The following is a 12,673-nucleotide window of genomic DNA, read 5'->3' as shown; positions in this document are numbered from 1 at the left end:
TGGCTACGGCATCACCGGCGGCACATAGGTCAGCGTCAAGCCGAGCAGCCACAGCATGCCAAGCACCAGCGGCACGTGCACCACCAACTGCATGAAGGTGTAGCCGACCACGTCGCGCGCCTTCAGCCCCAGCACGCCGAGCAACGGTAGCATCCAGAACGGGTTGACCAGGTTCGGCAACGCCTCGGCCGCGTTGTACACCTGCACCGCCCAGCCCAGATGCACGTGCAGATCGTTCGCTGCCTGCATCACGTACGGCGCCTCGACCAGCCACTTGCCGCCACCGGACGGCACGAAGAAACCGAGGATGGCCGAATACGCGCCCATCACTGCCGGGAAGCTTTCAGTGCCGGCGACATGCACGAACAGGTTCGACAGACGGTGTGCCAGCGTGGCGCCATCGGCACCGGGCACATGAGTCAGTATCGCGGCGATGCCGCCGTACAACGGAAACTGGATCAGCACGCCGGAGGTGCTGGGCACCGCGCGACTCACCGCATCGAGGAAACTGCGCGGACGCCAATGCAGCAGGATGCCTAGCGTGAGGAACAGGAAGTTGTAGGTGTTGAGATTCGCGATCGCACTGATCGCCGGTTTGCTGGCGAACTCATGGCCGAGCCAGCCCAGTCCGAGCAGGCCGATCGCCAGCGACAGCAATGGGCTGTATTCCAGCCACTCGCCCGGACGCGTGCGCGGCGGCAGCACAGGTGTCGAGGTTTCGCTGATGTCGAAATCCTGCGCGGTGCGCGCGTTCGCGTCCGATGGCGCGGTGAACCAGCAGATCAGCAGCGACACCACGATCAGCACGCCGGTCAGCACGAACGACTGCCACAGGAAGATCGTCTCGCTGAAAGGCAGCACACCGGTAATCGCCAGCAGGCCCGGCGGCATGCTGGCCGGGTTCGCCTGCAACTGCGCTGCCGATGAGGACAGTCCCATCGCCCAGATCGCGCCGAGGCCGAGGTACGCCGCCGCACCAGCGGCGCGGTAATCCATGCGCAGATCAGTGCGCCGCGCCAGTGCGCGCACCAGCAATCCACCGAACACCAGCGAGAAGCCCCAGCTGAGCAACGACGCCAGCATGCTGACCAGCGCCACATAGACGATCGCGCCCCGTCCGGTGCGCGGTGCGCGTGCGAGCAGATCGATGAAGCGCGCCACGATCGGCGCAGTGGCCAGCACGTAGCCGCCGATCACCACGAACGCCATCTGCATGGTGAACGGGATCAGGCTCCAGAAACCATCGCCGAATGCGCTCACCGCCGCTGTGGGCGTGGCGCCGAAAGCGAATGCCGCCAGCGCCACCGTCACTACGCCGAGCGCGGCGAACACCCAGGCGTCGGGGAACCAGCGTTCTGCCCAGGCTGCGCTGCGCAAGGCTGCGCGCGCCATCCATCCGTCTCGCGATGCGTTCATGCGGCTCTCCGTCGGTGATCGCGACATCGTCGCGCCCAACCGACTGCGCGGGCAAGCCGACCAAGGTCTAGCTTCAATGGAGCTAAATCGCGCCGCCACGTTTGCCCCTCCCCCTGCAAAGCAGGGGGAGGCGGGGGCGCAGGGTGGCGGGGAGGGCAAGAGCAACCCCTCCCCAACCCTCCCCTACAAGTAGGGGAGGGAGCAAAGCTAGCGGCCCTGGTCGTTCCTCCCCCTGCTAGCAGGGGGAGGTTAGGAGGGGGTGGCTTTTGATCTTGCTTTGGCGAAGAGCAACCCCACCCCAGCCCTCCCCTGCAAGCAGGGGAGGGAGTCCATCATTCAGCGCTTCTGCTTCGCCAACGTGATCACCGCTACGCCGAACAGGATGATCGCCATGCCGGCGAGGTCGTAGGGCCCCACGTGTTCGCTGGCCAGCAAAACACCGAACAGCACCGCCACCGGCGGATTCACGTAGGCGTAGCTGGTGGCCACGGCCGGCCGCGCGCGCTTGAGCACATACAGGAACGCACTGAACGCGATGATCGAACCGAACACGGCCAGATAGACCAGCGCCAGCGTAGCCCGCGTGGTCGGATGCGCCGGCAGCCGTTCGCCGCTGACGAAGCCAACCAGCAGCAGGGCGACGCTGGCGCACAGCATCTGCGCGGCGGTGTTCATCGGCCCCGGCGGCATCTCCCGGCGGCGGCTCCAGGCCGAGCCGAAGGCCCAGCACATCGCGGCGACCAGCAGCGCCAGCGCGCCGAGTCGCGAACCGGACAGGCTGCTGCCCAGGTTCAGCACGATCACGCCGGCGAAGCCGATCGCCAGGCCGATGCTCTCGCGCCGGTTTGGCCACTCGCCGTACATGCCGGAAAACAGCGCGGCGAACAACGGCATGCTGGCCACCGCCACGGCGGCGATACCCGAGCTCACCCGTTCTTCGGCAAAACACACCAGACCATTGCCCATCCCGAGCAGCAGCAGGCCGGTGAACGCGGCATTGCGCCATTGCAATGGTGTCGGTGGCGCCATCCCGCGCAGTCGCAGGAAACCGTACAGTGCCACGCCGGCGCACAGGAAACGCACGCCGGCAAGCAGGAACGGCGGATAGCTTTCCAGCGCGTAACGGATGCCCAGATAGGTCGAGCCCCAGATCACGTACAGCGCGAACAGCGCCAGCGGTATCAGGAAGCGGGGATCGGTCAGGCTGCGCGGCGATGCAGCCGCGGCGCTGGCAGAGGTATCGGACATGGGGTCGGATCGTGTGGGGACGGCGCATTATCCGCGAGCCCACTCCGCTTGTCGCCAAGCGGCTTCCCCGTCATGGGGCGACTTTGGTCGAGATGCTGGCGCTCAGTGCGCGACCGGCCGACCCTGCCGGATCACCACGAACTCGCCTTCCAGCACGGCCGGTTGATGGGGCGTGTTCGGCGCGGCGGACCTCGCCGGAGCGCGGCCGAGCTTCCACTGACGCACGGCCAGCAGCACGACACTACCAACCAGCAAGACACCGGCGACTACCAGCCCGAACACCAGCAACACGCCAATCAAGGCCACGCCCAACAGCAGCGACAAGGCACGAACCAGCGGATGGCGAGGGCGGCGTCCCAAGGGGACTCCCTTTGGTCGCATGGAAGGCATGGAAAAATGCATGTGTTAAAAATCCGTGTGGTAAAATCAACGACTTACGCGACAACCATGGGGCCATCCGGCCTGCGAGGCAAGTGCCGATGGATACAGTTTCCCCCGCCGAATTGCCGCACCGGCAGGCGTTATGCCGGCTGGACGAGATTCCCGATGGCGGTGCCACCGCGGTCGACGCCATGCTGGCCGATGGCGAGGCCGATCCCGAACAGAGCAGCGTGATCCTGCTCCGGCGTGGCGAGCAGGTGCGCGGCTATCTCAACATCTGCCCGCATACCGCGCGTCGGCTCGACTACGCCCCGGGCAAATTCCTGCTGAAGAACGACACCCTGATCTGCGCCGTGCACGGCGCCACCTTCAACCAGGCCGATGGTCTGTGCATCGCCGGCCCGTGCCGCGGCGAACACCTGCGCGAAGTCGCAGTGCAGGTGGAAGATGGTGAGGTAAAGCTGGCGTAGCGCTGTCTGCGCTTTGCTCCTCCCTCTGCTCGGCAGGGGGAGGTTGGTGACCGAAGGGAATCCTTCAGGTGAGGGGGTGAGGCTTTTGACTTCACGATCAAGAGCGACCCCACCCCAACCCTCCCCTGCAGGCAGGGGAGGGAGCACGGCAACGACTATTCGGTGATCTGCTGCAGGTTGTCCTGGAACAGGTCGCTGTCGCGATCGCTGGTCAGGTCGTACAGCGTGTAGCGCTTGTTGAGGCGTGCGCCGCCGTCGCGCAGCAGCGGTTGCCACATGATGTTGGCGCTGCGCACATGCGAACTGGGTAGCATCAGGTCGAACGGAATCGAGATGTAGATGCCTTTGTCGAAACTGCCTTCGCCGAACTGCGCAGCTGAGACATTGGTGAAGGTGGCATACGCACCCATCCGCACGCCGTTGCGGAATTCGCGCGAGACATCGATGGTGGTGCCCCAGTCACCCGCCAGGTAGCGCCCGGCGCTGAGTGCCAGCGTGACATCCTTGTAGCCGAGGTTGAAATAGCCGGTCACCTGGCCGGTGGCGACATGGTATTGGCGGAATGAAAAATCCTGATCGAAACCGCGCTGCTTGACCCAGTTGACGTCGGCGCCAATCGCCCAGCGCTCGCCCATCGGGCGGTACAACACTTCGCCACCCACGCCGCCGTACATGCTTTCCAGCATGCCGGCATAAGCCAGGCCGTACAGATCGGTGCCGAGTTGGCGACTGGTGGTGAGCTGGAACGTAGGCATCGTGATGCGAGAGCTGGTCAGATACTCGCGCACATAAGTACGTACGCGCGGCAGGTTGCTCGGCGCGTCGTACTTGAACTTGTCGTAGTTGTTGAGCAGGTTCGCACTGAAGCCGCCGCTCCACCACAGGTTCGGAGTGAAGTGATAGTTCGCGTCGTAATCGGCGGAAACCTGATACAGGACGAACGCATCCGGGCCACCCAGCGACTCGCTGAAACCCAGCGAGAAACCGCCGTCGAATTTCTTCGGTGTCGCGCGATACAACACTTCCTCGCGCTGTGGCAGCGGCGTGTCCTGCTCGACGCTGCGCCGGAACGTCGACAGGTCGATGTTGTAGTCGAGCAGATCATCGAAGCGTTGCCGATGCACGCTGGTGGCCACAATGGGCATGCCTTCGCGAGTGGCCACCACGGTGTACCAGTCGATGTCCGCTCCAAGCTGGTTGTCCAGCACGCGAGCGGTACGACCCAGCGCCTTGGCTGGGTAGAAATAGCGCTGCTGCTCGCCGGTGACCAGCACTTCGCGGCCACGGCGGGTGATCTTGGACACCTCAATGCCGGCATTGCTGCGCAGCTCGGTGCTGACCGCCGACCAATCGACTTGTTGAGGTGTTTGCGTGGGCGGCGTTTGCGTACGTACGGGCGGTGGCGGATCAAGCAACTTGGTCGGGCCGGGGCTTTCGGCCAGATTGGTATGCAGGGTGAAACCGAACATCGCGACCCTGCCTCGCTCCAGCGCCAAGCTCAGGTCGACGCCGCGGTTGAGCCGGTAGACCGCGCCCACGTTGATCGGCGTGCGTTGCGGCTGGTTGTTCTTGAACGGCTCGTGCTTGTAGTTGTTGCCTTCGTATTCCAGCTTCAGGATCAGCGGTTGCCATGCCGTCTGGTAGCTGATGCCACCGAAGAAGGCCGGCCGGCCACGGAAATAGTGACTGGTATTGAAGTTGCCACCTGTTCCCGAAAAGCCGCCTGGACGAATCTTGAACTTGTCACTTAATACGTCGAGGGGATTGGCGATATCGCCCCGATTACCCATGTATCCCCATGCCAGTCCGAGGCTAGCGTCCATCGACCCAAAGCGTTTGTTGCCAACCACATACTCGCTAGAGAACAGGCCGGTACCACCCAAATCGCGGATGCCCACCGAAAACGCTGGTAAGTAATGGGTTTCAGGCCACAGACGTACCTTAACGTCGATTGATTTATCTTTGTAACTTTGAGAATTGCTGTTTGGTACGATTCCGTATGGGACATTGGCAATATTCAAATAGCGGAAAGCACTCTCCAGCCATGGCAGCGGCTGCAGCGTGAAGTTGTAGCGTGTATAAGGAGACGTACGGCTCGCGGTGAACGCCACCTCACCTTCGTCGGCCATCCGTGCAGTCGGGGTCTGCAACAACCCGGCGCCACCGAAATCGCTCTGCGTGGGCGCGCTTTGCGCATGCACGGCGCAGGTCATCAACCAGCCAGCCAGCGGCAACAGGCAGGTGCAACGACGGCGGATGTGCTGGAGCTTGTTCAAACCGGTGGGTTCCTGTGCCTGACTTGCTCCTCCCCCTGCTTGCCCCAAAGGGACTTCCTTCGGTCGCAGGGGGAGGTTGGGAGGGAGTGGTTTGGGCTGGCAAGGAGATCAAGAGCGACCCCACCCCGGCCCTCCCCTGCGCGCAGGGGAGGGAGCACAGCTTTTTCGCGGGAGTCCTTCAAGGGAAGGGGGTAAAGCTCTTCGCAAAAACCCATCACTCCACTCCCGGCCCAGGCAACAGCTGTGTGGCAAGGAACGTCGCGATGTCGCCATTCAACGCGGGATCCACCAACTGGATCGCCCGTGTCCTCAGCGGCACATAGATCACCGCCCCCGGTGCCAGCACCAATGGCACGCTGCGATTCCACAGTGCGATACCCTGCACGAACACTCGGCCATCCGGTTCGATCACCTGGATGCTGTCCGGATCCGCTTCACTGCTACTCGCGCAAGCGGCCAGATAAATGCGCGCATCCTGCAATGGCACCAGCGGCAACGTGCACGGCTGTTGCACCGCGCCGACCACACGAATGGTTTCAGGGCGTAGCGGATAATACAGGCGGTCGCCGGCGGCCAGCGGATGATTTTCCGGCGGGCTGGCCTCGACTGCGCGTGGATCAAGCAGGGCTGCTGACTGCCGGCCGGTGACCGGTAGCGAGGTGATCCAGTCCACCATTGCGCCGACGATTCTGGCCAGCTCCTGCTTTCCTTTGCCATGCGCGCGCTGGCGCAGGCTACCGAGATCAAACAACACGCCAGCCTTGAGCCGCTGCTGCGATTCCAGCAGGCTCGGTCGCAACCATGCGGCGCCCAAGATGTACGCCTGCGGTAGCGGTTGCGCGGCCAGCGCTGCGTCGCTGAGGCGGGCTGGGTCCTTCAGTGTTTGGAGGCCGGCATGAGTCACGGCGCCGTCAGCCTGCACCTGCACGGCGCTTGCGGCAGCAGACCAGACCAGCATCAACAGCACATACAACGCGCGCTTCACGACTGCTTCTCGCGGTACGGCCGCAACTGCACCAGTTGCAGGGTCAGTCCGGGTGCCACTTGCTGTTCGCTCTTCCAGATGAAGCCGTCTTGCGGATCCACCCAGTAATGATTGGTAGCGCGGTAATGCAAGGCTGGCGCGCTTAGTTGTTCGTCCACGCGCAGCACCTGGTGGGTGGTGCCGAGGATGCTGATCTGCTCATGGCCGGCCGGTGTCAGCGTGGCATCGACCGGTACACCGTAGCGATAACCGGGTGACCAGTCCTTGCCCATGCGGTAATTCATCGGCGTACTGAGGGTTTGCAGGCCACGTGCGAACGGGTCATCGGCCGGCAATTGCACGCCATCGAGGTTCTGACTCAGGCCGATGGTTTTCACCACCCGGCCATGTTCGATGAAAATCGCCACCTGGTTGGTGCCATACCAAGCCTCGCGCGAGCCATCCACGTTGCCGAGAATCAACACGGCGCTGCCGACCGGGCTGGTTACCTGCAACTGGAAATACGGCTTGGCCGCCACCTCGGCAGCCGTAGGCTCCACATGCGGGCGTCGGTGCACCGCGAGCTTTGCCGCATCGACGGTGGACCGCGACAGGTCGCTGCAGCCATGCAGCGCCAGCAGCAACAGTGGCCATGCAACCAGCAACAGGCTGCGCCTGCGCGGCACGGCATGATGGGTGGCTGTGCGTGCTTTTGGCGTCGTGGTCTGCGCGCTGTTCGTCAACTGGTCCGGTTGCAAGCCTGGGTCCTCATCCTTATCGGGCTATGCCTGCAGGGGCGTGTGAAAGTGCGCAATGAAACCATCAGTGACGATCAGTGACCGAGATTGTAGTTCGCGCTGGCTGCGTTGCTGATCAGGCCCGACAGCGGCAACAGCTGGGTGAGCAGGCGGTTCCAGCGGGTCACGCCGGCCGGACCTACAAACACCACATCGCCCGGTTTCACCATGAACTGATCAGCCAGGGCAAACGCTGCCGGTGATTGCGCATCGAGTTGGAAGACTTTGGCAGGTGCCTGTTCCAGATCTTCCATGCCGCGAATCACATACACCGCGTTGCCTTTCGCCGTCGTCGGATTGAGGCCGCCGGCACGGCCAAGCGCCTGGGTCAGCGTGAGGTCGGCGGTCTTGAAGCTGATCGCCATCGGGCGCATGACTTCGCCCATGACATACGCTTCCTGGCGGTCGTTGTACGGCAGAAACAGGCGATCACCCGGCTTCAGGTAAATGTCTTGCGCCAGGCTCTTGTCGCCGTTCAATGCATCCAAATCCAGATGGTAGTCGTGGCCGTCGCGGGTCAGCACCAAACCGGACAGATTGGCCTGTTCGGTATTGATGGTGGCCGTGCCCAGCACTTGTGACAGGGTCAACGGCACCGCCGTGATCGGCTGCGGATCGGTCTTCACGAATGCACCCTGCAACAGCACGCGCTGGCTGCCATAGCCAATCACGCTGACGTCGACCTGCGGCTTCTCGACGTAGGCGGCGAGCTTGCTGCTGATCGCCTGACGCAGATCCTCGATCGTCATGCCGGCGACCTTGATGCTGCCGACATACGGATAGAACAGCGTGCCGTCCGAACGTACCAGACGGCCATTGGCCAGCGTTTGCTGCTGTGGGCCAGCAGGCGAGGTCAGTTCGGGGTGATCCCACACCGTGATGTACAAGGTGTCGCCTGCACCGATGACGTACGGCTCCGGTTGATACGCCAGCAGTGCCGGCGATATCGCCGCTGCCTGTGCCCCAGCCCGATTCATCGCCAGCAGCTTCGGCGTGATCGGTATCAATTCAACTTGACTGTTGTCTGCCGAATCGCCACGAACCAGGCTATTGGAAGACATGTGCTGTCCCGGTGCCCACATGCAACCGTTCAGCAGCGAGGCGAGGGCAATAGCGGTCAAGACGGAGAGCTTTTTCACGGTTTGGTAGAACTCACTGGGTTCGCGAAGAAACGGTGGACACAGCAAAAGCAAACGTGCCGACTGACTCGGCACGTTTGCTTTACTGAAACTACAGGGTTAATGGGTACCAGTGGTACCGGTGGTGCGGTTATTGCTGCGGGTGGCGCCGTAAACGACTGCCGCTGTTGCGACGACAGCAATGCTCACAGCAACCACTTGGGCCGCTGAGATTCCGCCCGTGGATGCGGTACTAGCAGCGGCAGCACCTGCAACCGCTGGCGTCTGCGCCTGACTTTGCGAGGTATTCGGTTGTGGCGTAGCAGCGGCCTGAGCAAGTCCTGAAACCATCAGGCCAGTGGCCAAAAGTGCAGCTAATAGCATCTTCATGCGTAACTCCTTGTGTCGTGGCCCTGTACTCATGAGCATCGAAAGTATAGTGGTGTCCATGTGAAGAGACTATATATGGCCGGTTCAATCCATTCGCTTCAGTATGGTGTGGCTGTGTGATGAAGCGTGATTTTGCCGACAGCTCTCGTCTGCAGTCGTGGCGGAGATCCTGGGCCATAAAAAAGCCGCGTCAGGCGTTGCCTGGCGCGGCTTTATCCAAAACATGGCGATGTCAGTGAGTGCCAGTTGTGCCTGACTTCTTGCTGCTACCGCTGGAGGCGACCACGATCGCGGCAACAGCAACGACACCGGCGACCACGTAGAACGGAGTCAGCTCACCCAGCGACGCGGTGCTGGCTGCCTTGGCGCCAGGCACAGTCGGTGCGGCGGCCGGTGGTGGCGTTGTCGGCTGCTGTTGGGTGGACTGGGCAAAGGCCGAACCCATCAGGCCGCTCGCCAGCAATGCAACGATCAATTTCTTCATGGAAGACCCCCCGGGAAGTGCGCTCTTTTTCAAGCGGCAGATATATGTGTTGACAAGTATAGCCACAATCAAACTGAAGGGGATATATGTCCCCGGTGGGGTGGAACGATCAATTTGGCCAGCATCAGCTATCATGTCGCATCCCCCGAAACACGTGCCTCCGTCGCGTTTTCATCGAGAACGGCTGGATGGAAGGCTCGGCGGTGGTTGTTGCATGGATTTGCATGGCGGAACGGTCCGCAGCGTCCCTATGCAGCATGATTCGGGGCAAAGGATGCAGGAAACATCCAGTTCAAGGAGTTTTCCAGGATGGACCTGATCGGGCGCAGTCGGCTGAGTCGACGAGCAACCCGCTTTACCAGCGTCCAGCACTTGAGGAGTCATTCAGTACAGTGTTCAAACGGATCTTGACCGTCTGCATAGGCAACATCTGTCGTAGCCCGACTGCCGAATACCTGTTTCGGCAACGTTTGGCGCCACGCGATATCCAGTTGAGCAGCGCCGGCCTCGGCGCGCTTGCCGGGCATTCCATGGATACGACCGCGATGCAATTGCTGGCTGAGCATGGCATCGACGGCGCGGCACATCGCGCCCGGCAACTCACGCCGGCCATGCTGCGAGAGGCCGACCTGGTGCTTGGCATGGAAAAAAGCCATGTGGATGCCATGGTCCGACTGGCGCCGGAAGCCAGCGGCAAGATTTTCATATTCGACAAATGGTTGCAGGGACGGGACATCCCCGACCCCTATCGACAGCAGCGCGTCGCGTTCGACCATGTTTACGGCATGATCACGCAAGGTGTTGATAGCTGGCTGCGCTACCTGTAACTCACATTCATTTCAAAGAGACGACCACCTGAATGGCTGCTACGCAAACTCCATCGCAGGGCGATGACGAAATCGACCTGGGCGCACTGCTCGGTACGTTGATCGACCATAAATGGCTGATCATCTTGGTTACCGGCCTGTTTTTCGTGATCAGCGTGGCCTACGCCTTGCTGGCCACCCCGGTCTACCAGGCCAATGCGATCGTGCAGGTGGAGCAGAAAGTGCCCAACTTGCCGGGCCTCAGCGCGATCACCCAGACATTGGGCGCGTCAAATTCGGAGGCCACCACCGAGATAGCGCTGATTACCTCTCGCACGGTGATCGGCGCGGCGGCCGACAACCTTCATTTGGCCATCAACGTCACGCCGCGACGCTTCCCAATGATTGGCAGTTTCATTGCTCGTCGTTACTCGCCAGATCAAGCCGGCGCTGTGGCACCGCCCAAGTTCGGCATGAACAGCTATGACTGGGGCGGTTCGACGCTGGATATCTTCCAGCTGGATGTCCCTGCCAGCTTGCTGGACAAGTCGTTGACCTTGATTGCCGGCAAGAACGGCGCCTACACCCTGCTCGATGACGACAACAACACTCTGCTCAGTGGTCAAGTCGGGCAATCCGCCAACGGCCACGGCGTGACCATCCAGGTGAAGGCGCTGGCCGCCAATCCGGGCATGCGCTTCGACGTGGTGCGCCAGCGCGACCTGGCCGTGATCACCCAATTGCAGCAGGACGTCAATGCCAGCGAGCAAGGCAAGGACTCGGGCATCATCGCGTTGACTTACAACAACGCCGACCCGGAACTGGCCACCAACCTGCTCGACCAGGTCAGCGAGCTGTACGTGCGCCAAAACGTGGATCGTAATTCCGCCGAAGCCGCCAACAGCCTGAAGTTCGTCAAGGAACAACTGCCGAACGTGCGGCGCGACCTGGAAAAGGCCACTACGGCGCTGAACGCGTACCAGACCCAGGCGCATTCGGTCGACATCACCATGCAGACCAAGGGCTTGCTGGACCAAGAAGTGGCGATCGAGACCAGCATCCAGCAGTTGCGCATGCAGCAAGCCGATATGGAGCGCCGGTTCACCCCTGAGCATCCGGCCTACAAGGCCCTGATGCAGCAGATCGGTCAACTGGATGCGCAGAAGGCTGCGATGGAAAAGCAGGTTGGCCAGTTGCCGGACACCCAGCAGGAACTGCTGCGGCTGACCCGTGATGTGCAGGTCAGCAATGACACCTATACCAGCCTGCTCAATCAGGCCCAGCAACTGGATATCGCCCGTGCCGGCACCGTCGGTAATGTGCGCATCATCGACAAGGCCGCAGCGGACACCAGCCGCCCGGTGAAGCCGAAGAAGGCAGTCATCGCGCTCGGCGGCACTTTCCTCGGCGGCTTCCTGGCTGTCGCTTTCATCTTTCTGCGTCAGATGCTCAATCGCGGCGTGGAAGATCCTGCGGATATCGAGCAGCTTGGCCTGCCGGTGTACGCGTCGATCCCGATGAGCGAACAGGAGCGCAGCATCTCCCTGCGTGGCCCGCATCGCCGCAGTGATGGCCGACAACATTTGCTTGCGGTGGACGCGCCGGCGGATCTGGCCACCGAGGCGCTGCGCAGTCTGCGCACCAGCCTGCATTTCGCCCGACTGGAGGCGAAGAACAACCTGTTGATGATCTCCGGCTCCAGCCCCAACGCCGGCAAGACCTTTGTTTCATCCAACCTGGGTGCGGTGATTGCCCAGGCTGGCCAGAAGGTGCTGTTGATCGATGCCGACATGCGCAAGGGTGGTCAGCACAAGGTCCTGGGCGGCAAACCCGAGAACGGCCTGTCCGAACTCATTGCTGGGCAAATAGACACCACTGTTGCGATCCGCGCTGTGGCTAGCGTCGACGGCATGCATTTCATTGCCCGCGGCAAGATCCCGCCGAACCCCTCCGAACTGCTGATGCATGCGAACTTCACGGCCTTGCTGAACAAGCTGATGCCGCTGTACGACCTGATCATCATCGACACTCCGCCGATCCTGGCGGTGACCGACGCAGCCGTAATCGGCCACCAGGCTGGCACCAGCCTGCTGGTAGTGCGCTTTGGCCTCAACCAGGCACGCGAGATTGGGTTGGCCAAGCAGCGTTTCGAGCAGAACGGTGTGGAAATCAAGGGTGCCATCTTCAATGCCGTTGAGCGCCGCAGTGCTGGCTACTACTCCTACGGCTACTACGAATACAAAACCGCCAAATAAGTGTTTGCCGCTCTGCCTCCTCCCCATGTGCCTCCTCCCCTGCTTTTGCAGGGGAGGACTGAGGAGGG

12 protein-coding genes are annotated in these 12,673 nt (G+C 62.0%); 3 read left to right on the top strand and 9 right to left on the bottom strand.

Features of this window, described 5'->3' with window-relative positions:
- Positions 1-3 precede the first annotated feature (3 nt).
- The 3 genes from IE071_RS10580 to IE071_RS10570 all read right to left on the bottom strand — a co-directional run bounded on the left by IE071_RS10580 (position 4) and on the right by IE071_RS10570 (position 3,066).
- Positions 4-1,392: a short-chain fatty acid transporter gene (locus IE071_RS10580; protein ID WP_189441788.1), complete on the bottom strand. Its 1,389-nt coding sequence runs from the start codon at positions 1,390-1,392 to the stop codon at positions 4-6.
- 360 nt (positions 1,393-1,752) lie between these two features.
- A complete protein-coding gene (yedA, locus tag IE071_RS10575; protein ID WP_189441170.1) occupies positions 1,753-2,664 on the bottom strand; it encodes a drug/metabolite exporter YedA in 912 nt (303 codons plus the stop codon).
- A gap of 102 nt (positions 2,665-2,766) precedes the next feature.
- Positions 2,767-3,066, bottom strand: coding sequence for a hypothetical protein (locus IE071_RS10570; RefSeq protein WP_189441169.1), 300 nt, complete (start codon positions 3,064-3,066; stop codon positions 2,767-2,769).
- Between the two features lie 77 nt (positions 3,067-3,143).
- On the opposite strand from IE071_RS10570, the gene IE071_RS10565 reads away from it, so the two are divergent.
- Complete coding sequence (locus IE071_RS10565; protein WP_189441168.1) at positions 3,144-3,515, top strand: Rieske (2Fe-2S) protein; 372 nt, start codon at positions 3,144-3,146, stop codon at positions 3,513-3,515.
- Positions 3,516-3,670: 155 nt separating this feature from the next.
- Here IE071_RS10565 and IE071_RS10560 read toward each other — a convergent pair whose 3' ends face one another.
- The 6 genes from IE071_RS10560 to IE071_RS10535 form a co-directional block, all read right to left on the bottom strand.
- Positions 3,671-5,728, bottom strand: a complete 2,058-nt coding sequence (locus IE071_RS10560; protein ID WP_189441786.1) for a YjbH domain-containing protein — start codon at positions 5,726-5,728, stop codon at positions 3,671-3,673.
- Between the two features lie 277 nt (positions 5,729-6,005).
- On the bottom strand, positions 6,006-6,776 hold the full coding sequence (locus tag IE071_RS10555) for a capsule biosynthesis GfcC family protein (RefSeq protein ID WP_189441167.1): 771 nt from the start codon (positions 6,774-6,776) through the stop codon (positions 6,006-6,008).
- Positions 6,773-7,513, bottom strand: a complete 741-nt coding sequence (locus IE071_RS10550) for a YjbF family lipoprotein (protein WP_189441166.1) — start codon at positions 7,511-7,513, stop codon at positions 6,773-6,775. Before IE071_RS10550 ends, IE071_RS10555 begins: the two co-directional genes overlap by 4 nt.
- A gap of 74 nt (positions 7,514-7,587) precedes the next feature.
- Entirely contained in the window at positions 7,588-8,613 is a 1,026-nt protein-coding gene (locus IE071_RS10545; protein ID WP_189441165.1) for a polysaccharide biosynthesis/export family protein, read from the bottom strand.
- A gap of 177 nt (positions 8,614-8,790) precedes the next feature.
- Positions 8,791-9,060, bottom strand: coding sequence for a hypothetical protein (locus IE071_RS10540; RefSeq protein WP_189441164.1), 270 nt, complete (start codon positions 9,058-9,060; stop codon positions 8,791-8,793).
- 232 nt (positions 9,061-9,292) lie between these two features.
- Complete coding sequence (locus IE071_RS10535) at positions 9,293-9,544, bottom strand: hypothetical protein (RefSeq protein WP_189441163.1); 252 nt, start codon at positions 9,542-9,544, stop codon at positions 9,293-9,295.
- A gap of 392 nt (positions 9,545-9,936) precedes the next feature.
- On the opposite strand from IE071_RS10535, the gene IE071_RS10530 reads away from it, so the two are divergent.
- Both IE071_RS10530 and IE071_RS10525 read left to right on the top strand, forming a co-directional pair.
- Positions 9,937-10,371: a low molecular weight protein-tyrosine-phosphatase gene (locus IE071_RS10530; protein ID WP_189441162.1), complete on the top strand. Its 435-nt coding sequence runs from the start codon at positions 9,937-9,939 to the stop codon at positions 10,369-10,371.
- A gap of 32 nt (positions 10,372-10,403) precedes the next feature.
- Positions 10,404-12,605, top strand: coding sequence for a polysaccharide biosynthesis tyrosine autokinase (locus tag IE071_RS10525; RefSeq protein ID WP_189441161.1), 2,202 nt, complete (start codon positions 10,404-10,406; stop codon positions 12,603-12,605).
- The last annotated feature ends 68 nt before the right edge of the window (positions 12,606-12,673 follow it).

Origin of the sequence: Rhodanobacter panaciterrae (genome assembly GCF_014651895.1) — a bacterium.
GTDB lineage: Bacteria > Pseudomonadota > Gammaproteobacteria > Xanthomonadales > Rhodanobacteraceae > Rhodanobacter > Rhodanobacter panaciterrae.
This window is presented reverse-complemented; position numbering and strand designations above follow the sequence as displayed.